18 protein-coding genes (1 of these 18 only partly in view) are annotated in these 20,552 nt (G+C 63.8%); 5 read left to right on the top strand and 13 right to left on the bottom strand.

Translation table 11 applies throughout. The annotated features are described in order from the left end of the window. Nucleotides 1–1,234 carry the 3' portion of a M23 family metallopeptidase gene (locus NKH80_RS20720; protein WP_352506679.1) on the top strand. 725 nt of this gene lie to the left of the window's left edge, so the window shows 1,234 of its 1,959 coding nt (coding positions 726–1,959); its start codon lies beyond the left edge, outside the window; it ends in the stop codon at nucleotides 1,232–1,234. Nucleotides 1,235–1,252: 18 nt separating this feature from the next. Here NKH80_RS20720 and NKH80_RS20725 read toward each other — a convergent pair whose 3' ends face one another. Beyond that, nucleotides 1,253–2,815, bottom strand: a complete 1,563-nt coding sequence (locus NKH80_RS20725) for an MFS transporter (protein ID WP_352993197.1) — start codon at nucleotides 2,813–2,815, stop codon at nucleotides 1,253–1,255. A 168-nt stretch (nucleotides 2,816–2,983) separates the two neighbouring features. Here NKH80_RS20725 and NKH80_RS20730 point away from each other — a divergent pair, with 168 nt between their 5' ends. After that, nucleotides 2,984–3,616 carry a TMEM175 family protein gene (locus NKH80_RS20730; RefSeq protein WP_352824011.1) on the top strand — a complete coding sequence of 211 codons (633 nt, stop codon included), beginning with the start codon at nucleotides 2,984–2,986 and terminating at the stop codon, nucleotides 3,614–3,616. A 21-nt stretch (nucleotides 3,617–3,637) separates the two neighbouring features. Here the strand turns inward: NKH80_RS20730 and NKH80_RS20735 are convergent, their stop codons facing one another. Then, entirely contained in the window at nucleotides 3,638–5,122 is a 1,485-nt protein-coding gene (locus NKH80_RS20735) for a L,D-transpeptidase family protein (RefSeq protein WP_352702571.1), read from the bottom strand. Here NKH80_RS20735 and NKH80_RS20740 point away from each other — a divergent pair. Then, entirely contained in the window at nucleotides 5,121–5,324 is a 204-nt protein-coding gene (locus tag NKH80_RS20740) for a hypothetical protein (protein WP_352993200.1), read from the top strand. The two genes, NKH80_RS20735 and NKH80_RS20740, sit on opposite strands and share 2 nt — an antisense overlap. Before the next feature lie 32 nt (nucleotides 5,325–5,356). Here the strand turns inward: NKH80_RS20740 and NKH80_RS20745 are convergent, their stop codons facing one another. From NKH80_RS20745 to NKH80_RS20780, 8 genes are all read right to left on the bottom strand, one after another. Next, the gene (locus NKH80_RS20745) at nucleotides 5,357–5,722 is read right to left on the bottom strand and encodes an MmcQ/YjbR family DNA-binding protein (RefSeq protein WP_352824012.1); all 366 of its coding nucleotides are present in this window, start codon (nucleotides 5,720–5,722) and stop codon (nucleotides 5,357–5,359) included. 147 nt (nucleotides 5,723–5,869) lie between these two features. Then, nucleotides 5,870–8,476: an ATP-dependent chaperone ClpB gene (gene clpB, locus NKH80_RS20750; RefSeq protein ID WP_254816714.1), complete on the bottom strand. Its 2,607-nt coding sequence runs from the start codon at nucleotides 8,474–8,476 to the stop codon at nucleotides 5,870–5,872. A gap of 237 nt (nucleotides 8,477–8,713) precedes the next feature. Further along, on the bottom strand, nucleotides 8,714–9,700 hold the full coding sequence (locus NKH80_RS20755; RefSeq protein ID WP_352737565.1) for a DUF4167 domain-containing protein: 987 nt from the start codon (nucleotides 9,698–9,700) through the stop codon (nucleotides 8,714–8,716). Nucleotides 9,701–10,031: 331 nt separating this feature from the next. After that, nucleotides 10,032–10,910, bottom strand: coding sequence for a peptide chain release factor N(5)-glutamine methyltransferase (gene prmC, locus NKH80_RS20760; protein WP_352779279.1), 879 nt, complete (start codon nucleotides 10,908–10,910; stop codon nucleotides 10,032–10,034). Then, on the bottom strand, nucleotides 10,903–11,982 hold the full coding sequence (prfA, locus tag NKH80_RS20765; RefSeq protein WP_352506686.1) for a peptide chain release factor 1: 1,080 nt from the start codon (nucleotides 11,980–11,982) through the stop codon (nucleotides 10,903–10,905). Before prfA ends, prmC begins: the two co-directional genes overlap by 8 nt. A gap of 139 nt (nucleotides 11,983–12,121) precedes the next feature. Continuing rightward, entirely contained in the window at nucleotides 12,122–14,392 is a 2,271-nt protein-coding gene (gene ptsP, locus NKH80_RS20770; protein ID WP_352737567.1) for a phosphoenolpyruvate--protein phosphotransferase, read from the bottom strand. Between the two features lie 181 nt (nucleotides 14,393–14,573). Then, nucleotides 14,574–15,827, bottom strand: a complete 1,254-nt coding sequence (locus NKH80_RS20775; RefSeq protein WP_352456701.1) for an aspartate kinase — start codon at nucleotides 15,825–15,827, stop codon at nucleotides 14,574–14,576. Nucleotides 15,828–16,026: 199 nt separating this feature from the next. Next, a complete protein-coding gene (locus tag NKH80_RS20780; protein WP_352993202.1) occupies nucleotides 16,027–16,593 on the bottom strand; it encodes a putative glycolipid-binding domain-containing protein in 567 nt (188 codons plus the stop codon). A gap of 217 nt (nucleotides 16,594–16,810) precedes the next feature. On the opposite strand from NKH80_RS20780, the gene ubiG reads away from it, so the two are divergent. After that, the gene (gene ubiG / locus NKH80_RS20785; protein ID WP_254816707.1) at nucleotides 16,811–17,560 is read left to right on the top strand and encodes a bifunctional 2-polyprenyl-6-hydroxyphenol methylase/3-demethylubiquinol 3-O-methyltransferase UbiG; all 750 of its coding nucleotides are present in this window, start codon (nucleotides 16,811–16,813) and stop codon (nucleotides 17,558–17,560) included. Nucleotides 17,561–17,579: 19 nt separating this feature from the next. Here ubiG and NKH80_RS20790 read toward each other — a convergent pair whose 3' ends face one another. Then, complete coding sequence (locus NKH80_RS20790; RefSeq protein ID WP_352993204.1) at nucleotides 17,580–18,470, bottom strand: DMT family transporter; 891 nt, start codon at nucleotides 18,468–18,470, stop codon at nucleotides 17,580–17,582. 101 nt (nucleotides 18,471–18,571) lie between these two features. On the opposite strand from NKH80_RS20790, the gene NKH80_RS20795 reads away from it, so the two are divergent. Beyond that, nucleotides 18,572–19,057, top strand: coding sequence for a MarR family winged helix-turn-helix transcriptional regulator (locus NKH80_RS20795; protein WP_352506689.1), 486 nt, complete (start codon nucleotides 18,572–18,574; stop codon nucleotides 19,055–19,057). 40 nt (nucleotides 19,058–19,097) lie between these two features. Here the strand turns inward: NKH80_RS20795 and NKH80_RS20800 are convergent, their stop codons facing one another. Together NKH80_RS20800 and NKH80_RS20805 are read right to left on the bottom strand one after the other, a co-directional pair. Then, on the bottom strand, nucleotides 19,098–19,751 hold the full coding sequence (locus NKH80_RS20800) for a Vgb family protein (protein ID WP_352993206.1): 654 nt from the start codon (nucleotides 19,749–19,751) through the stop codon (nucleotides 19,098–19,100). Nucleotides 19,752–19,760: 9 nt separating this feature from the next. Further along, nucleotides 19,761–20,552, bottom strand: a 792-nt coding sequence (locus NKH80_RS20805; protein WP_502900977.1) for a winged helix-turn-helix domain-containing protein, incomplete at its 5' end; no start/stop codon positions are given.

Consider the following 20,552-nt stretch of genomic DNA (forward strand, 5'->3'; position numbering starts at 1 on the left):
CTCCTATGACGTCAAGATCGTCCCGGAAAACGTCTCGGTGTCGCCGCGTGCCGCCATCGACGACCAGGCGCCGGCTTTCGCCGAGGAAATCATCCCCTTCACCAAGGATCTCGACATTGCCGAGGCCTTCGCTGATTCGGGCTATACCGGCGAGGATGCCACCGGAATGGCCGAGGCGATCGCCAAATTGCTGAATGCCACGGCCCTCAAGGCAGGAACCGTGCTGCGCGTTGGGCTCGAGGTCCATGGCGACGCCGCCAAGATCGTTCGCACCAGCGTGTACGACAGGACCCAGCACATCGTCACCATCGCACTCGACGACCACGACCAATACGTGCCGGCGCAGGAGCCGGAGCCAAATCCCGAATTGCTGACGGCGTTCGACGATTCGCCTGCGCCCATAGTGCGCGGCAATCTGCCGAACGTCTATGACGGCATCTACCGCACCGCCTATTCCTACGGCATGTCCAAGGCGATGACGCAACGGCTGATCAAGTTGCTGGCATCCAGTGTCGACTTCCAGTCGCGCCTCAATCCCACGGACCGCATCGAGGTGCTGTTCTCGCAGCCCGATGGCGACGACCAGGCGTCCGACGAATCCGAGCTGCTTTACGTCTCCGCGACTTTCGGCGGCACGACGCGAAATTTCTACCGTTTCCAGATGCAGGACGGCAGCACCGACTATTTCGACGGAAACGGCAGCAGCGCCGAGCAGTTCCTGCTGCGCAATCCCTTGCCCAATGGCCGATTTACATCCGGGTTCGGTGCGAGGCGCCACCCCATTTTGGGGTATGTGAAGATGCATACCGGCACCGACTGGGCAGCTCCCGTAGGATCGCCGATCATTGCCGCAGGCAATGGCGTCGTCGAAAAGGCCGGCTGGGCCGGTGGCTATGGCAAGCAGATCATCTTGCGTCACGCCAATGGCTACGAGACGTCCTACAATCACCAGAGCGCGTTTGCCAAAGGCATCGAGCCGGGTGTTCGCGTTCGCCAGGGTCAGGTTATCGGCTATCTCGGCTCAACCGGCCTCTCCACCGGTCCGCACCTTCATTACGAACTGATCGTCAACGGCACCAAGGTCGATTCGATGCGCGTCCGCCTGCCGGTCGGCAAGACGCTGAAGGGCGACGACCTCGTCGCCTTCAAGCGCGAGCGCGAACGCATCGACGACCTGCTCAAGCAGGAAGACAGCAATCAGTTGAAGGTCGCGAGCGCCAAGATCGAAGGCTGAGCCGACGTTTTTTCGTGGTCAGCCCTGCTGATTCGCCGTGTCGCGCACCCATGGCAGCCGCTCGCCCGAAACCGTCGTCCAGGCGGTGATTGCCGAAAGCAGGCAAAGCAGCGCGGTCACCGCGGCAACGGCTGCGAATGCCGCGTCGCTGGCGGCAAGTCGTGCCGCATCGAGGCCGGGCGCCAGGCCGGCTGGCGGCGGTTCGCCGAAACCCGGAAGGCCGGTGCCGGCACCGGTGCTGAGCACGCCAGCATAAACCCAGGCCGCCAGCGATCCCATCGCCGCCACGGCGATCAGGCCGCCGATCCGCGAGACGGCGTTGTTGATGCCCGAGGCCGCACCCGTATCCTTGTCCTCGACCGCCGTCATGATGGCGGTCGACAGCGGCGATACCACCAGCGCCATGCCGAACCCCATCAGAGCCATCAGCGGGAATACCCCCAGCCAGAAACTGTGGATGCCCCAATAGGCCAGCAAGGCAAGTCCGGCAAAGGCGAGAGCCACAACCAGACTGCCGCTGGCGATCGGAAAGCGAGGCCCGATGCGGTCGGACCACTGGCCAACCGGTCCGGATAACAGTGCCATCAACGCCGACAGCGGCAGGAATATAAAGCCGACCTCGGCCGCGCTCAGCCCCCATCCGGCGATCATGAGCATCGGCAGATAGAACAAATTGGCCGACAGGGCGAAATAAAGGAAGAAGGTCGCCACGTTGGCGCCCGCGAACGCGCCGATCCGAAACAGCGACAGATCGATCATCGGCTCGCGCCGCCGGCGCTCGAAGACGATGAACACGACGAGCAAAACCGCACCGGCGGCGATACTCGGGCCGGACATCAGCCCCTCCCCGTCACCACTCATCGAGGTCAGGCCGTAAGCGAGAGCTCCGAACGCCAATATGGCGAGTGCAGCGCCGCCGAGATCGAGGCTGCGCTTTTCCGCCGGCGCGTCGGCAGGGATCTTGGCCAGCAGAAGATAGATCGAGATAAGACCGAGCGGCAGATTGATGGCGAAGATCGCCCGCCAGATGCCGTTGCCGAACACCGACAGCACGAAGCCGCCCAGCACCGGGCCGAGCGCCGTCGTCAGTGCCGATGCCGCGGCCCAGATGCCGATCGCCCGGCCGCGTTCCTTTTTTGGATAGGCTTTGGCGATAATGGCCAGGCTGCCCGGCACCATGATGGCCGCTCCGATACCCTGGACAGCCCGAAATGCAATAAGCATCGCCGGGTTAGGCGCCAGCGCGCAGGCAAGCGAGGCGGCAATGAACAGGACGATGCCGGCGACGAAAGAGTGGCGCAGGCCGAAACGATCGCCGGCGGCGCCGCCGACGAGAATGAGGGCTGAAAGCGTCAATGCATAGGCGTTGGATATCCATTGCGCCTCGGCCAGGCTGGCGCCGAGATCGACGCGGATAGCCGGCGTCGCAATGGCCAGGACCGATCCATCGATAAAGCCGAGCGCGGAAGCCAGAATCGCGGCGATCAGCACGAACCGCCGCGCCCGCGGGCAGAACGTATCGGCCGGAAGTGAGCCGGTCAGGGGAATGGCGCCAGTACCGACTTTGGTTGGCGTGTGCATGCCGCCTTACCTAGACCGCCGGCATGCCGCCGACAACCGGCCAGCAGGCTGTTCTCGTTGAAACCAGGCCGAACCTGGCCATACAGGCAGGAGAGAACGCCCGTCCGGGTGCAAACGGTGGATGCCGTGCTAGATTCCCGCAACGCTGCAACAAGGGGGAACTACCGCATGAAACGACCGCTCGAGCCCTCGGCGGAAGGACGCGGGCGCGTCGTCGGCATCACCGACGGCGTGTTCGCCATCGCGCTCACGTTGATCGTTCTCGAGATCAGGGTGCCGGCGCATGAAACGGTGCATTCCGAAAGCGAGTTGATCGCCGCGATCACAGCACCGGCGCCGCGCTTCCTGACCTATGCGCTCAGCTTCCTGACGCTGACCATCTTCTGGTTCGGCCAGCAGGCGCAACACGGGTTGATCGCAAAATCCGACCGGCGGCTTGCCACGCTGAACCTCTGCTTCCTCGGCTTCATCGCCTTGCTGCCGTTTTCGACCGATCTTTTGGCCGACTTCCTTGAATTCAGGACCGCGGTGCTCGTCTACTGGCTCAACCTTCTGATGCTGGGACTGACGCTGCTCGCCAGTTGGCGCTACGCGGACAAAAACGGATTTCTGGCCGACGGTGTCGACGCGGAGACCACCCGAACGGTCTATCTGCGCATCGTCAAGGCACAGATCCTGTGGGCGATCGGCGCGGCACTGTGCCTAGCCAGCCCTTTGCTCAGCGTCGGCTTCATCCTGGTGGTGCAGCTGACCTATGCCGCAGCGCTGCGCGCGCCACTGCTGCGCAAGGTCATCGGGTGATTCGAGCGAAGGCGTTGCGCTTCAGTCGACGAACTCCACTATAACGCCGGGCGTCACGATCTTGGCGAGCTCGCGCGCATCCCAATTGGTCAGCCGCACGCAGCCATGGCTTTCGGTCTTGCCGATCTTGGACGGATCCGGCGTGCCGTGAATGCCGTAGGTCGGCTTGTCCAGCGCGATCCAGACCGAGCCGACCGGGCCGTTCGGCCCCGGCGGGATGGTCAGGATCCTGTCGTTTTCGCCCTGCTTGAAATTTATGTTCGGGTTGTAGGTGTAGTTCGGGTCCAATGCGACACGCGACACCGTATGCGTGCCGGACGGCGAGGGCGTGTCCGACGAGCCGATAGTCGCCGGATAGGCTGCGACCAGCTTGCCTGCCGCGTCGTAGGCACGGACCTGCTTGTTGGCCTTGTCAGCGATGATGCGCGCCACCGGCGTCGCCACCAGCCTGCCGAAATTGGCAACCTTGATGATGGTGCCCGGACGATTGAAATTGGCGTCCGGATTGAGCTGCTTCAGATAGGTTTCATCCATATGGAAGCGCTCGGCCAGCGCTTCGGGCACCGACGTGTAGCCCATGCGGTCGAGCTGGGCCTTTTGGCTGTAGTCCTCCGGTATCGAGGCAACATAAGGGCCGGCCGCATCCTCGGGCGTGATCGTATAGGAGGCGAAGGCATCGCCGCCGGATTGCGCCAGGGCCGCCTGGATACCGATCGCGTCGGTCGATTTCAGATTGCTGCCGGTGATCTCGTTATAGGCGGCGAGCGCCTTGTCGACATTCGAGCCGAAGCGTCCGTCGATGACGCCGGGCGACGCACCGGCGCGGTCGAGCAGCACCTGCAGCGCCGCCACGTCCTGGCGGGCGCCGAGCGAAAGCGACGGGTCGACCGCCGTCTTGCCGCCAGTGCTTGGCGGCGGGGCTATGTCTGGCGGCAAGGACGCATGCTCATTCGGCACCGTCGGCTCGACCGGCTCGATCGAGGCCTCGTTGAGCGGCTGGCGCTCGATGGTGCGTGGCCTCACCGGCTGCGCTGCCTCCGGATAATCGTTGCCGTAGCCGTCATCCCGCGGCGCTTCGGGGAAGGCTTCCATCGAATTGTCACTATAGGGGTCGTACTCGTCGGCCGGCGGCACGATGATCCTGCCTTCGTCTTCCAACTGCCTGCGGCGGAACCGGGCCGTGTCCTCAGGGTCGTCGAGATAATAGGGATCGTCCTCCTCGACCGGTCCGAGGTTGCGCAAGCGCTCGCGGCGCAAAACACGGCGGTCGAGCCTGGTCTGCGGCGGCTGGATGGCGATGACCTTGCCGGTTTCCGCATCGACGATGACGCGGTTTCCCCTGGCGTCGTAATAGATGTCGAGATTGCCGTCCTGGGCGACAAGAATACCGCCGTCATTGGCAGCACGAACCACCCGCGGCGCGGTATCGGCCATCGGCGAGGCCATCGCATTCGACGCCAGCAGCCCGGCAGCAAGCGCTGAAAGGGTGAGGATGGTGCGCAACATGATGGCCAAAATTCTCCGGTTCGTAATTGCCGCCGCCGGCATTGTCTCTCAAGAGCGCCGCGCGTCCTTTTGGGTGCAAGGACGCTCTAACGCCTTACATCTCCGCATCGTGCTTTGCGAAAATCAAACTCGATTTCGGGCCGATGTGGTCGCCAACCCCTTCGCCAGCAAATCACTTGCACACGATAAGGTTCCAATATGAACCGGGCATGAAGATGGCGGATTTCTGACCGATTAACCGGCAGCGAATCCCAATTCCTTGCGCGCCTGCTTCGTCAGCTTCAGCACGACGAGACGGTGGCTTTCGCGCAGATATTCCTTCAGCGCCTCATCATCCATGCATTCGCTTGTCCGGCGCTGGATCCATTTCATGCCGCGCGAGGCGAGATACGGCGCCGGCCGAAGGCCCGGCTGTTCCCTCAGCACGTCATAAGCGATCTCGGAGCATTTGAAGGTGACGAACGGCTCCTTGCCTTCACTCCAGCCGCCGATCGCAAACACCTTGCCGCCGACTTTCCAGACATGGGCGCCACCCCACTGCACGACATGGGTCGTCGAAGGCAGCGAGGCGCAGAAACTGTTGTAGTCGTCCAAAGTCATCTGCGCCCCGCCAGTGGTGTAGACCATGGACCGACGGTCGGCGTAGCAAAAAGCGGATGCCGGTTTTTCGGAAAAGATCATGGTCGAAATTGAAGCTAGGAATTCCATCCCGATTCGATCGGGATGGAACAGGCTCTTGGCTTGAACTCAGGCGGCCGCCTCGGTTGCCACGACTGCGGGCTTCGAGCGGAAGTTCAAGCGGTCGGATCCGGCGGTGACCTTGACAGTCGAGCCGTCGAGGATCTCGCCGAGCAGTATCTTTTCCGCCAGCGGATCCTGCAATTCCTTCTGCATCACCCGCTTCAGCGGCCGCGCGCCATAGGCCGGGTCGTAACCCTTGGCCGCCAGCCAGTCGATCGCCTCCTGATCGAGCGAAAGCGATATCTTGCGGTCGACAAGCAGGTTTTCCAGCCGCTTGAGCTGGATTTGGACGATCTGGCCCATATCCTGGCGGCGCAGCCGGTGGAACAGGATGACCTCGTCGATGCGGTTGAGGAATTCCGGCCGGAACGAAGCCCTGACGACATTCATCACCTCGTCGCGCACGACGTCGACATCCTGGTCCTCGCCGAGATTGACCAGATATTCGGCGCCGAGATTGGACGTCATGATGATCAGCGTATTGCGGAAGTCGACCGTGCGGCCCTGCCCGTCCGTCAGCCGGCCGTCGTCGAGCACCTGCAGCAGCACGTTGAACACGTCCGGATGCGCCTTCTCGATCTCGTCGAACAGCACGACCTGATAGGGCCGGCGCCGCACCGCTTCGGTCAGCGCGCCGCCTTCCTCATAGCCGACATAGCCGGGAGGCGCGCCGATCAGCCGGGCGACCGAGTGCTTCTCCATGAACTCCGACATGTCGATACGCACCATCGCGCTCTCGTCGTCGAACAGGAAGCTGGCCAGCGCCTTGGTCAGTTCGGTCTTGCCGACGCCCGTCGGCCCGAGGAACATGAACGAGCCGAGCGGCCGGTTCGGGTCCTGCAGGCCGGCGCGCGCACGGCGTACCGCCTTCGATACTGCCTGCACGGCCTCGCCCTGGCCGACGACGCGCTTGCCGATCTCGTCTTCCATGCGCAACAGCTTGTCGCGCTCGCCTTCGAGCATCTTGTCGACCGGGATCCCCGTCCAGCGCGAGACGATATGGGCGACGTGATCGGGGCCGACCACTTCTTCGACCATGCCGGCCTTGCCATCCCTGGCTTCGGCCTGCTTCAGCTGCTTTTCGAGTTCCGGGATCTTGCCGTAGGCAAGTTCGCCGGCGCGCTGGAATTCACCCTGGCGCTGGGCGATGGCAAGTTCATTGCGCGCCTCGTCGAGCTGTTTCTTGAGGTCGGCGGCAAGCCCGAGCTTCTGCTTCTCGGCCTGCCATTTCGAGGTCAGCTCGGTCGATTCCTCCTCGAGGTTCGAGAGTTCCTTCTCGAGCCGGGCGAGCCGGTCCTTCGAAGCGTCGTCCTTCTCGACCTTGAGCGCCTCGCGCTCGATCTTGAGCTGCATGATGCGGCGATCTATCTCGTCCAGCGCCTCGGGCTTCGAATCGACCTGCATGCGGAGCCGCGACGCGGCCTCGTCGACCAGGTCGATCGCCTTGTCCGGCAGGAAGCGGTCAGCGATGTAGCGGTTGGACAGGGTTGCGGCCGCGACCAGCGCCGAATCCGAGATGCGCACCTTGTGGTGCTGCTCGTATTTCTCTTTCAGGCCGCGCAGGATCGAAACGGTGTCTTCGACCGTTGGCTCATTGACGAAGACCGGCTGGAAGCGGCGGGCAAGGGCCGCATCCTTCTCGACATGCTTGCGGTATTCGTCGAGCGTAGTGGCGCCGACGCAGTGCAGTTCGCCGCGGGCCAGCGCCGGCTTCAGCAGGTTCGACGCATCCATGGCGCCATCCGCCTTGCCGGCGCCGACCAGCGTGTGCATCTCGTCGATGAACAGGATGATGCCGCCGGCGGCGGACGTGACCTCGGAAAGCACCGCCTTCAGCCGCTCCTCGAACTCGCCGCGGTATTTGGCGCCGGCGATCAGCGAGCCCATGTCGAGCGCCATCAGCTGCTTGTCCTTAAGCGATTCCGGCACATCGCCATTGACGATGCGCAGCGCCAGCCCTTCAGCGATCGCCGTCTTGCCGACGCCGGGTTCGCCGATCAGCACCGGGTTGTTCTTGGTGCGGCGCGACAGCACCTGGATCGTGCGGCGGATCTCGTCATCACGGCCGATGACCGGATCGAGCTTGCCCGCGCGAGCGTCCGCCGTCAGGTCGCGCGCGTATTTCTTCAGCGCGTCGTAGCCCTGCTCGGCGCTCGCCGAATCGGCGGTACGACCTTTGCGTACGTCGTTGATGACTTGGTTCAGCTTCTGCGGCGTGACACCGGCCTTGGCCAGGATGTCGGCCGTCTTGGCCGATTTTTCCATGGCGAGCGCCTGCAACAGCCGTTCGACGGTGACGAAGCTGTCACCGGCCTTCTTGGCCAGTTCCTCGGCGGTCGAAAACACCTTTGCCAGCGGCTGGGCCAGATAGAGCTGGCCATTGCCGCCCTCGACCTTGGGCATTGCCTCCAGTGCCGTTTCGACGCCGAGCTTGACGTCCCGGACATTGCCGCCGGCGCGCTCGATCAGCGACGCAGCCAGGCCCTCGTCGTCATCGACGAGGACCTTGAGGATATGCTCGGGGGTGAATTGCTGGTGATTGCGGGAAAGCGCCATGGTTTGCGCGGACTGGATAAAGCCGCGCACGCGCTCGGAATATTTTTCAAGATTCATGCCTGTCTCCTTCCGTCACCGGCCCGCTTCGCGGCACCGGATCAGATTGCGGTGACGGACCCGCCCGTTCGAGCCGGATCCTGTTCACGCAAGATATGGGACGCAAACCACGGACCCTCAAGACGCCTCGACACTGGCGAATGGATAATATTGCGAGCGCGCAAAACAAAAACGGCGGAGATTTCTCTCCGCCGTCCATACATGTCGCGCAAAAGTGCGCAGCGAACGTTTTTTCGATCAATTCTCGACGTCTGCGATCACAGCTTGACCGCCGGGGCTTTCAGCCGGCGCTGCATCGACATTGCCAGCGTCGGTATTGCCAGTCCCGGCATTGCCAGTCTCGGCATTGCCAGTCCCGGCATTGCTTGTCTCGGCATTGCTTGTCTCGGCACTCTCAGGGCCGGCGTTGTCGTTGCCGCCATTTGCCTGTTCGACATCGAGGCGCGGGCGACGCGGGCGCCTGGGGCGGCGGGCCGGGCTGCTTTCGGCAGCGGCTTCGTTGAGCTCGGCCTGGGCGGCGAGACCCGCCGGCGAAAGGTTGTCAAATTGCTGTGCGGGCTCACCCACCAAGATCGGCTCAGCTGCCCGCACGGGCTCCGCCTGCGCCGGAACCTCGTCGCGCCGTGGCTGTTCGACGCGCTGGCCACCCTGCTGCTCGCCGCGCGAGCTATACTCGCCACGCTGGCCGTTCTGGCCGTAACCGCCATTGGGGCGACGGTCGCGGTGGCGTCCGCCATTATTGTCGCGGCCGTCACGGTTATCGCGGCCGCCGCGATTGTCACGGCTGTTTTCCTGGTTCAGCGCCAGCTCGGCCGGCGTGCCATCGATGACCGGCTGCGGGCCGGCCCCCTGATTGACCGTCGAGCCCGATGTCTCGTTGGCATTGTTGTTGCCGGCATTGTCGAACTCGTCGCGATCCTCGTCGCCATCATCGTCGAAATCATCGCGAATCTGCTGGGCGTTCTGGATCGGCATCTGCGCCTGAGCGGCTGCGATGATGCGGTTATAGTGTTCTGCGTGCTGGAGATAGTTTTCCGCCATCACCCGGTCGCCGGAGCTGTGCGCGTCACGGGCAAGGGTTGCGTACTTCTCGGCAATCTGCTGAGCCGATCCGCGGATCTTCACGTCCGGGCCGTTGCTCTCATAGTTGCGCGTCAGGGGATTCGGCCCCTTACGGTTGTTATTGTTATTGCCGCCGCCGCCATTGTTGTTGCGACCGCGCATGCGCCTGTTTTGCTGTTGTGGCCTCATTAGACTCTCTTCACTTTGAAATTTTCGAAAAACTCTTCACGAACGGAGGCGCTCATGCGGCCAGCCGTTTCGTTCTTTCACCGGCGTTCGCCCGCATCAATTGCGTTGGCGCCACGTGCCATCCTGTTCCGGTTACTTCACTTGCCGGACGATTCCCGCACGAAGCTTGGGCGTCGTTTGCGCAAGAAGGCAGCTATTTCCAAGGAAAACCGAATCGCTAAGAGCACTGCCTGCTTCGTCTCATCCGGTTAAGGCGACCCTAGCCGCATTCCCCGGTATTGCCAAGCGCTTTTTTCGCACTGCATCACGGCTTCCACCGTTCGAACACAAGAACTCTGTTGTTTCCGCCGAGATCACGAAACACCCCGACAGAACTGTACCCGGCCGCGGAGAATATCTCCGTAACCTGTTGGTGCTGCGTATGGCCGATCTCGACCGCAATCCTGCCTTGGACTTCCAAATACGCTGCCGCTCCTGCGGCGATCTTCCTGTAGGGGCTCAGACCGTCCACACCGCCATCCAGGGCCTGGCGTGGATCGAAACCGCGGACCTCGTCCTGCAGATTTCCAATGTCGTCTGAGGGTATATAGGGAGGGTTTGCGGCAATTACATGGTACCGGCCAGAAACTTTTTCAAACCAGTCGGATTTGAGCGCCGTGAACCGGCCGGCGAGCCCCAATTCCCTGGCATTGCGCGTGGCGGTGGCCAGCGCCTCTTGCGAAATGTCGACGCCGGTGGCGGTCGCGGCCGGAACCGCGCTGAGCAACGCCAGCGCGATGGCACCGGTGCCGGTCCCGAGATCGAGGATGCGGCAACCGCCTTCGCGTGCCGCCGTTGCCTTAACGAAAGGCAGCACCGCCTCGACCAGCGTTTCGGTATCCGGTCGCGGCTCCAGCGTTTGCGGCGAAAGCGAAAGGCGCAAGCCGTAGAATTCGCGGTAACCGAGGATGCGGTGCACCGGTTCGCCGGCGACGCGCCGCCGCAAAGCGGCATCGATTGCCGCCGTCACGTCCGCATCGACCGCGCACCCAGGATCGGCGATGGCCTGCGTGCGGTTCGTGCCGGAAAAATGCTCGACGATCAGCCTGGAATCGAGCGCCGGATCCGCAATCCCGGCTGCGGCGAGCCGGTTTCGCGCTTCCCGCAGCAGCGGCGCCAGAGTGGCGGGCAGGCTGTCAGCCATCGATGCCTATATCGGCGAGCAGCTTCGACTGGTGATCGGCTATCAGCGCGTCGATGATCTCGTCGAGTTCACCCATCATCACCCGGTCGAGCTTGTAGAGCGTCAGGTTGATGCGATGATCGGTGACGCGACCCTGCGGAAAATTATAGGTGCGGATGCGTTCCGAGCGGTCGCCCGAGCCAACCTGCGACTTGCGCGATTCTGAACGTTCCTCGTCCGCTTTGCTGCGTTCGAGGTCGTAAAGCCTGGCGCGCAGGATCTGCATGGCCTTCGCCCGGTTCTGGTGCTGCGATTTTTCCGCCTGCACTACCATGATGCCGGTCGGCAGATGGGTGATGCGCACGGCCGAATCGGTGGTGTTGACGTGCTGCCCGCCGGAACCCGAGGCGCGCATCGTGTCGATGCGGATGTCTTCGGCCCGGATGTCGATGTCGACCTCTTCGGCTTCCGGCAGCACCGCGACCGTCGCCGCCGAAGTGTGGATGCGCCCGCCCGCCTCGGTCGTCGGCACGCGCTGCACCCGGTGCACGCCGGATTCGAACTTCAGATGGGCAAAGACGCCCTTGCCCGAAACGGTGGCGATGATTTCCTTGTAGCCGCCGACTTCGCCTTCGCTGGCCGACACCGTCTCGAAACGCCAGCCATGCGCCGCTGCATAGCGCTCGTACATGCGAAACAGGTCGCCGGCAAAAAGCGCCGCCTCGTCACCGCCGGTGCCGGCGCGGATTTCGAGGATGGCGTTCTTGTCGTCTGCGGCATCCTTGGGCAACAGCAGGATCTGGATGTCCTTTTGCAGTACCTCGATGCGATGCTTGACCTCCGGCAGGTCGGCCTCGGCCAAGGCGCGCATCTCGGCGTCGGTGCCCTTGTCGGCGAGCATCGCCTCCAGATCGGCCTGTTCGCGCTCGGCGGCGCGCAGTGCCCTGATCTTTGCCACCATCTGCTGGATGTCGGCATATTCGGAGGCCATCCTCACATAGGCGTCCGGCGCCGGCCCGGCCGACATCTGCGCTTCGAGCATGTCGAAACGCTTGACGACTTGATCCATACGGTCGCGAGGCAGGTTGATCATGGTCCTGGAACTTCGATGGGATTCACGTCAGGGCGAGTCGAAAATGACGGATTTCGAGAACCGGAGCGGAATGTACATTTAAGTACATGGGCACCGGAAGCGCAGAAAATCGACATTTGCAGGCCGCCCTCACGTGAATCTACAGCGGTATGGAGCGGTCGTCGGCAAACGCCTGCAGCAGCGCCCGCATCGGCAGGCCATGCGCCGGCGCCATCAGATTGTCGTCGAAGAACGCTTCCAGCTCGCTGAGCGGCAGTTCCGTCAGCATCGCCTTGACCGGGCCGATCGATGCCGGCGACATCGAGATCGAGCGGTAACCAAGGCCGATCAGCGCCATCGCTGAAATCGGCTTGCCGGCAAGTTCGCCGCACAGGGTCACCGGCGTATTGTTGCGCGCCCCGGCGTCGGCAATCTGCTTCAGGACGCGCAGGAACGGCGTCGAGAGCGGGTCGAAGCGGTCGGACAACTGGGTGTTGCCGCGATCCACCGCCATCACGAACTGGAACAGGTCGTTCGAGCCGACCGAGACGAAATCGACCGCCTTCATCAGTTCGTCGAGCTGGAACAGCAGCGACGGCACCTCCAGCATCGCCCCGAGTTTGAGGCTGGTCGGCAAATGATGGGCAAAGCGCGACAGATGCCGCACCTCGCGATCGATGATCTCGCGCGCCTGCGCAATCTCGCCGAGTTCGGTCACCATCGGCAGCATCAGCTTCAGTTCGCGTCCGCCGCACGCCTTGAGCAGCGCGCGGATCTGGGTACGCAGCAATCCGGGCCGGTCGAGGGTCAGGCGGATGGCGCGCCAGCCGAGTGCCGGGTTCTCTTCCTGAATCGAGCCCTTGAAATAGGGCAGCACCTTGTCGCCGCCGATATCGATGGTGCGGAATGTCACCGGCTTGCCGCGCGCCGCTTCGAGCACGTCACGATAGAGCCGCTCCTGGGCTTCGGCGCGCGGAAAGGTCGAGGCGACCATGAATTGCAGTTCGGTGCGGAACAGGCCGATGCCGGCCGCACCTGCTTCGGCCAGTTGCGGCAAATCCACCGCCAGTCCGGCATTCATCAGAAGATCGACCTGGACTCCGTCCTTGGTCACCGACGGCTTCTTGCGCAGCTCGCGGTAGACCTCCTGCCGCCGCGCCCTGAAGCGCACTTTCTCGGCATAGGCCGCCTCGAGGTCGGGCTGCGGGCGCAGATGGATCGTGCCTTCCTCGCCGTCGACGATGATGGCATCGCCGTTTTCCGCCATGGAAACGGCGCCCTTCATCTGGCCGGCGACGGGTATGCCCATGGCTCGCGCCACGATGACGACATGGCTGGTCGCGGCGCCGTCTTCCAGCACCAGCCCGCGCAGCTTGTCCCTGGGATAATCGAGCAGCTCGGCAGCCCCCATCGAGCGGGCGACGATGATGGCGTCCTTGGGCAGCGAGGCCGCGACGTCCTCCGGTCCGCGCCCCATCAGCTGCCGCAGCAGCCGATTGGCGAGATCGTCGAAATCGCTCATCCGTTCCCGCAGATACGGATCGGTCATATGCAGCATGCGGGCACGCATGTCGCTCTGCACCTTTTCGACCGCCGCTTCGGCCGTCAGGCCATTGCGGATCGCCTCCTCCAGCCGGCGCACCCAGCCGCGGTCGTTGGCGAACATGCGATAGGCTTCGAGCACCTGGCGATGCTCGCCCTCGAAGGCGACATCGCGGCGCTCCAGCATGTCGTCGATGGAGAGCCTGAGCGAGCCGAGCGACGCGTCGAGCCGCCTGACCTCTTCCTCGCTATCCTCGTTGAACAGGTTGGTGACGACGATACGCGGCTCGTGCAGCACCACATGGCCGAGCCCGACGCCTTCATTGAAGGACAGGCCGGTAAAGCTTACCGGGCGGCGCAGATCGAGCTCTAGGCCGGGCCTTGTCAGCCGCTCCAGATCGCCGGTGGCGATCATCTCGGCGATCACCATCGCCGTCGTTTCCAGCGCCTCGACCTCGTCGTCGCGATAATGGCGCATGGTCTTGTTCTGCACGACCAGAACGCCGAGCGTCCGCCCTGCCCGCAGCACCGGCACGCCGAGGAAGGAATTGTATATCTCTTCCCCTGTCTCCGGCAGGTAGGCGAAGGCAGGATGCTCCTGCGCGTTGGAGAGGTTGAGCGGCCGCGCCGAGGCCGCGATCGTGCCGACCAGGCCTTGGCCCAGCCTCAGCTGCGCCAGGTGGACGGCGTTCGGGTTCAAGCCTTCGGTGGCGTAGAGTTCGAGCACCGAATCGGCGCGCAGAACATAAAGCGAGCAGACCTCGGCAACCATGTTGGAGGCGATGTCGCGCACGATTCGGTCAAGCCGCTCCTGCGGCTCCAGCGGCTCTTGCATGAGCTCGCGGAGCCGTTTCAGCAAAACGCGCGGGCCACTGGCCGAATCACGCATCGCGGCTTCTTCTCCAATAGCGTTTCAACCGGTGCAGGTTGCCCTGCACAGCGGCACAAACGCAACAACTCAATTAGAGCGCCATCGTCCAATTGGACGCATAAAGACCGCTCCAAGCCTTTCGATCCGCCGCATCCCGCCTTCCGAAAATCGACTCCGATTTTCGGGCCGATGCAGTCTGCTACTGCTTATCCAGACCGTACACGGAATGCAAAGTGCGAACTGCTAGTTCCGTATAGGGACCGTCGATCAGGATCGAAATCTTGATTTCGGACGTTGTGATGGCGCGGATGTTGATCGCGCGGTCGGCCAGCGCCTTGAAGGCGGTGGCGGCGACGCCTGCATGGCTGCGCATGCCGATGCCGATGACCGAGACCTTCGACATGCCGGCTTCCGACTGCACCACGTCGTAGCCGATCGTCGCCTTCAGCCGTTCGAGCACGGCAAGCGCCTTGTCGACGTCGCCGGATGGCACGGTGAAGGTCATGTCAGTGAACTTGCCGTCCTCGGAAATGTTCTGGACGATCATATCGACATTGATGTTGGCCTCGGCCAGCGGCCCGAAAATGCCGGCGGCGACGCCCGGCCGGTCGCCGACGCGGCGCAGCGAAATCTGCGCTTCGTCCTTGGCATAGGCAATTCCGGTGACGACCTGCTGTTCCACGATCTCTTCCTCGTCGCAAATAAGCGTTCCCGGCGGATTGAGCAAATCCCCCATTCCGGGTGCATCGGGATCGTCGAAGGACGACCTCACAAAGGTACGCACCCTGTGCACCATGGCAAGCTCGACCGAGCGCACCTGCAGGACCTTGGCCCCGAGCGAGGCCATTTCGAGCATTTCCTCGAAGGAAATCTTGGCCAGCCGCCGGGCCTTCGGCTCGATGCGCGGATCGGTCGTGTAGACCCCATCGACATCGGTGTAGATATCGCAGCGGTCGGCCTTGACCGCCGCCGCGATGGCGACTGCGCTGGTATCGGAACCGCCGCGGCCGAGCGTTGCGATCCGGTTGTCCGGCCCGATGCCCTGGAAACCGGCTACCACCGCCACCTGGCCTTCGCCGAAGCGCTTTATCAGGAATCCGCCGTCGATATCGAGAATGCGCGCCGCGCCATGCGCGTTGTCGGTCTTGATCGGGATCTGCCAGCCTTGCCAGGAGCGGGCATGCACGCCGATATTCTGCAGCGCGATCGCCAGCAAACCGGCGGTGACCTGCTCGCCGGACGCGACGACGGCGTCGTATTCGCGCGCATCGTGCATCGGCGAGGCCTCGCGCGTCCATTGCACGAGCTCGTTGGTCTTGCCGGCCATTGCCGAGACCACCACTGCGACCTCATGCCCGGCATCGACCTCGCGTTTGACATGGCGCGCCACATTGCGGATGCGGGCGATGTCGGCGACGGACGTTCCGCCGAATTTCATCACGATGCGCGCCATGGAAGCGAAATGCCTTTGACTGGATGCCGGACCGAAGGCCGAAAAGTGGAAAAATGCGCCAAGCTGTGGCGAGGCGCTCAATGCGCGGCCTCCTTAGCCAAATGACAGTCGTTTCGCAAGGCGTGCCGCCGCTGCCGGCCGGGCGACACACCAGCGCAGCATCGTGCCTGCAGTGCGTCTTGCCAATATGATGCGCGCTTCAGCCCAGCTGTGCCGTGGCTCTCCACAGGCGCGGATAGTCGAGGACGAAGCCTACCGGCGAGACCTTCAGCATCTCATTGTAGCCGAACATCGGGGCTTCGTAGGCGTAATGTGCCGCATCGACGCGCTGATAGGTCTGTTCCAGGCGAACGAGCCTGAGTTCGGGAAATGTCAGATAGGCCGCCGGGGCGGGCGTCGCCATACCGACATCGAGGGTAAAACGGCGAAGCGCGAGCAGGTTTGTGGCGGGTGTGAAGCCGAGATCGACATCGATGAGACCGTCGACTTCCGCTTGATGCTCGCCGTTCAGCGTCCATTGGCGCTCGGTCAGCCGGTCGATCCCATAATGCAGCTCTTGCGTGCCGAGAAAGCCGTCGGCACGCGCCGAGCGCGTGTGCCAGTCGGCGTCGCAGTCAACCTCGTAGGCGACGCCGCACGGTCTGCCGTCCTGGACGAAAAGCGCGTGCCCCCTAAGGTTCCACCCGGAACTCGCTTCCGACAGAAGGCAAGCGTCGTGGCCTTCCTGGTCAAGCCGGCGCCAAAGAATGGAAGCTACCGTCCGCATCGTTTTGCACTCCTCCGAACACGATGTCTCTGCTTCGTCCGCCAGAGCCTTGGTGTTTCCTTCCGGCACACCATCAACTGACACGTGCTGACACAAATGCAGCGGGCAAAAGGCGGTGCCGGCAGGCATCGCGCGCATCGCGCCGCGAGCGGTGAATTTCGCGCCTTGACATTCGCAGCCTCGCGCCCGACTTCCTAGCGTCCGAGGAGACCACGCCATGCCTGAGCCCCGACGATCGACGATCGATGCCGGAGAGGTGGAACGCTTTTCCGCCCTTGCCGCCGAATGGTGGAACCCGAACGGCAAGTTCCGCCCGTTGCACAAGTTCAACCCGATCCGGCTTGCCTATATCCGCGACCAGGTGGCGGCCCGCTTCGGCCGCGATCCGCGTGCGGCACGGCCGTTCGAAGGCCTGCGCTTCCTTGACATCGGCTGCGGCGGCGGGCTTTTGTGCGAACCGATGGCGCGGCTTGGCGCCGAAGTGGTCGGCGCCGATGCCTCCGCCACCAACATCGAAGTGGCCAAGCTGCATGCGGCGGAAGTCGGCGTGAGCGTTGATTACCGCGCCACCACCGCGGAAGACCTGGCCGACGCCGGCGAAAAATTCGACGTCATCCTCAACATGGAAGTGGTCGAGCATGTCGCCGATGTCGATCTGTTCCTGGCCAAATGCGGCGAGATGGTCAAGCCCGGCGGCATCATGTTCGTGGCCACCATCAACCGCACGCTGAAGGCCCTGGGCCTGGCCATCATCGGCGCCGAATATGTGCTGCGCTGGCTGCCCCGCGGCACCCACCAGTTCGGCAAGCTGGTGCGCCCCGAGGAACTGGAAAAGGCGCTTGCAGGTGCTGGCCTGACCGTCATCGACCGCACCGGCGTCACCTACAACCCGCTCGCCGACCGCTGGCAGCGCTCGAAGGACATGGACGTCAACTACATGGTGCTGGCGGAGAAAGCATCCGTCTGAAACTTATGCCTTCTCGCCCCTATGTCTTCTGGCTTTGCGCCCTGGTGGTGATGAACACGCCGGCGGTGATGATGACGGCACCGGCCCAGGTCAGCAGTTGATAGCGCTCGCCGAGGAAGAGGGTCCCGGCAAACAGCCCGACCGCCGCCGCGACGTAGCCGATCTGGCTGAGATAGACCGGGCCGCCGACCGCTTGCAGGCGGAAGAAGAAGGCGAACATCGCCGAGGCTGATGCCACCTGTGCCGCAGCGACCAGCGGCACGCCGCCGAGCGAGCCGAATGCATTGCCTTCCAGCAGCACCAGAATGCCGGCAAGCAGCATCAAAGCTGCTGCCAGATGGCTGCCGACGGCGAGCTCGATCGGGCCGGTGCCTTCGGGCCAGTCGACGGTACGGTAAATGTTGCCGGCGGCGAGGCTGACGGGGATGAGCAGGCCCATCGCAACCCAGAAAAATTCGGCCGGCTGGCCCGCTTCGCCGCGCGTCACGGCCACCATGACTGCGCCCACGAAACCGACGGCGATGCCGACGACGCCCAGCGTGGTCGGGCGCCTGACGCCGAGCAGCATCGAGAACACCAGCGTGACGACCGGCGACAGCGTGAACATGATGCCGCTATAGCCGGCGCCCAGATGCGGAATCGCTGAAAACATCAGCAGATTGGGGATTGCGTAGGAGACGGCCGCGGTCACGAAGAAATAGCGCAGCCTGTGCAGCGTAAGCCGCATGCGCTGCCCGTTGAGCAGCAATGCGCACAAAAGCACGCCGCCGGCGCCAAGCGAGATGACGAAGGCCCAGACCATGGCGGGCACGCCGGCCGTCGTCGCGATCTTGCCGAACGGCAGCGTCAGGCCGAGCAGTCCGCCGGTGACGACCAGAAGGCCAAGCGCCGAGTCCCAGAGAAATTTCATCGCACCATCCCGTCGCCCGTTCGCGGCCCTTGGCCTACACCACAAGCTGAGGTAAGATAATATAAAGATTCTTCACGTCAAGATACGTAACGGTGAGAGACATGGATCGCGCGGCAAAAGCGATCGAGCAATGGAAAAAGGAACGGCCGGATCTCGATGTCTCGCCGATGGCCGTGCTTGGACGGTTGAACGAGGCCGCCTCGTTGATCGCACGAGAGCGGCTGGCGCCGCTGTTTGCAAGTTACGGGCTGCAATCCGGAGAATTCGACGTGCTGGCGACGCTGCGTCGTTGCGGGCCGCCATATGCGCTGACGCCGACGGCTCTGTACGAGGCGACGATGGTGACGTCGGGCGCGATGACCAACCGCCTCGATCGGCTCGAGAAATCCGGCCTGATCAAGCGCGGGCCGCACCCCGACGATCGCCGCGGGATTATTGTGCAGCTGACCGGGAAGGGCCTCGCTTTGATCGATGAGGCGGTGACTGCTCACGTCGCCAACGAGCACCAGATACTTTCTGGGTTAGCACGCCCGGAGCAGACCATGCTGGCCCGCCTGCTCGAAAAACTGATCGCGAGCTTGAGCTAACCGAACCGGCCAAGGGCCGGGCCGAGGGGATGGAAAAAGCTCAGATCCTGGTCGCAGAGCCTCGTTTGGGCCGGCGAACAGCTCTGATCTTGCCGCTGTTTCCGCCACCGCAGAAAAACTGGTCGCCGCCATCGGATTCGAGCCCCGACACGCCTGTTCCCGGCGGCATATCGAGCTTCTCCAGAACCTTTCCCGTTTCAGGATCGATCCGCCGGACATCGCTCTCCTCGCCCTCCCAAGTCCCATGCCACAGCTCGCCGTCGACCCAGCTGACGCCGGTGACGACGCGGTTGGAAACGATGGTGCGAAGGATTGCCCCTGTCTCGGGATCGACCTGATGAATCTTTCGGCCCCGATGCTGCCCGACCCAGAGCGTTCCTTCGGCCCAGGCGAGCCCGGAATCACCGCCATTGCCAGGCGCCGGGATCGACGCCAGCACCTGGCCATTCTTTGGATCGATCTTCTGGATGCGATCCTCGGCGATTTGATAGAGGTGCTGGCCGTCGAAGGCCGTTCCGGCGTGTGCCGCGACCTCGATCGAGCGCACCACTTTGCCGCTTGCCGGATCGAAGGCGTTCAATCTGTCGCCTGAGGCAAACCAGACATGCTCACCGTCGAAGGTAACGCCGTCTACGTGGTCGACACCCGGAAAGGGTCCGTATTCACGGAGGATTTCGGCAGAGGATCGTTCCATAATTCCATCCTAGTAGCCCGGCAGTGGACCGGGGAGTAACAAGATTGTCGGGAAACCCGGCAGCGGCGGGGTCATCCAGCGACGCGCCCGTCCGCGGCCGAACGACTGCACCTTGCCGGCCTGGGCGAGCTGCTCGAGCGCCCGCTGCACGGTACGCGAACTGGCTCCAAGCGCAATCGCCAGGGCCGAACTCGACCAAGACTCGCCGTCAGCGAGGAAGGCGAGCACGGCGGCATGCTCTTCTTCGACGGGCGGCGCCAGCACGACGACCTCACCTGCGCGGCGCGGCGCCAGCGCAAACCCCCGCTTCGTTGCGCTCACATCGGCCAAGCTACGAAGCTCCGCGCGAAGCCGCCCGACTTCGACCCGTAACCGTGCGCGATGTGATTCATCCGCGTCCTTTCCGCGGAAAGCGCGCGCGATAAGCGTCGATCTTGCCACGTCCCCCGGCCAGGCTTCGGCCAGCGCGCGGGCCAGCGCGAACAGCACCGGGCGGGTCGCCAGCGAGACGACCGTATCTGCTACCCGCACCACATTGCGGCATGCATCCACCACGAGCGCCCCCGACGCCAGAAGCGCTTCGACTTCATCGAGCAGGAGAGGCCGTTCCTCACCACGGGCGATAAGGCGTGCCGCCGGCGTATCCAGCACCACCGATGCGCTCTCCACCTCCGCGATCAGCGCGGGGATGCCGGACGCGGGGGCGCCCAGCCCCCCCCCCGCCCGGCCGGCGGCGCGGGCCGCTCGCGGGGGCCGCCGGGGCGCGGCGGGCCGGCCGCACGCCGCCGCGCGGGGCGCCCG

This window comes from Mesorhizobium sp. M0904 (assembly GCF_040319475.1).
Lineage (GTDB): Bacteria > Pseudomonadota > Alphaproteobacteria > Rhizobiales > Rhizobiaceae > Mesorhizobium.

Coding starts and splice junctions, on each gene's coding strand:
- NKH80_RS20725 (WP_352993197.1), bottom strand. CDS start 2,815: ATGCACACGCCAACCAAAGTCGGTACTGGCGCCATTCCCCTGACCGGC.
- NKH80_RS20730 (WP_352824011.1), top strand. CDS start 2,984: ATGAAACGACCGCTCGAGCCCTCGGCGGAAGGACGCGGGCGCGTCGTC.
- NKH80_RS20740 (WP_352993200.1), top strand. CDS start 5,121: ATGATGGCCAAAATTCTCCGGTTCGTAATTGCCGCCGCCGGCATTGTC.
- NKH80_RS20735 (WP_352702571.1), bottom strand. CDS start 5,122: ATGTTGCGCACCATCCTCACCCTTTCAGCGCTTGCTGCCGGGCTGCTG.
- NKH80_RS20745 (WP_352824012.1), bottom strand. CDS start 5,722: ATGACTTTGGACGACTACAACAGTTTCTGCGCCTCGCTGCCTTCGACG.
- clpB (WP_254816714.1), bottom strand. CDS start 8,476: ATGAATCTTGAAAAATATTCCGAGCGCGTGCGCGGCTTTATCCAGTCC.
- NKH80_RS20755 (WP_352737565.1), bottom strand. CDS start 9,700: ATGCGCGGTCGCAACAACAATGGCGGCGGCGGCAATAACAATAACAAC.
- prmC (WP_352779279.1), bottom strand. CDS start 10,910: ATGGCTGACAGCCTGCCCGCCACTCTGGCGCCGCTGCTGCGGGAAGCG.
- prfA (WP_352506686.1), bottom strand. CDS start 11,982: ATGATCAACCTGCCTCGCGACCGTATGGATCAAGTCGTCAAGCGTTTC.
- ptsP (WP_352737567.1), bottom strand. CDS start 14,392: ATGCGTGATTCGGCCAGTGGCCCGCGCGTTTTGCTGAAACGGCTCCGC.
- NKH80_RS20775 (WP_352456701.1), bottom strand. CDS start 15,827: ATGGCGCGCATCGTGATGAAATTCGGCGGAACGTCCGTCGCCGACATC.
- NKH80_RS20780 (WP_352993202.1), bottom strand. CDS start 16,593: ATGCGGACGGTAGCTTCCATTCTTTGGCGCCGGCTTGACCAGGAAGGC.
- ubiG (WP_254816707.1), top strand. CDS start 16,811: ATGCCTGAGCCCCGACGATCGACGATCGATGCCGGAGAGGTGGAACGC.
- NKH80_RS20790 (WP_352993204.1), bottom strand. CDS start 18,470: ATGAAATTTCTCTGGGACTCGGCGCTTGGCCTTCTGGTCGTCACCGGC.
- NKH80_RS20795 (WP_352506689.1), top strand. CDS start 18,572: ATGGATCGCGCGGCAAAAGCGATCGAGCAATGGAAAAAGGAACGGCCG.
- NKH80_RS20800 (WP_352993206.1), bottom strand. CDS start 19,751: ATGGAACGATCCTCTGCCGAAATCCTCCGTGAATACGGACCCTTTCCG.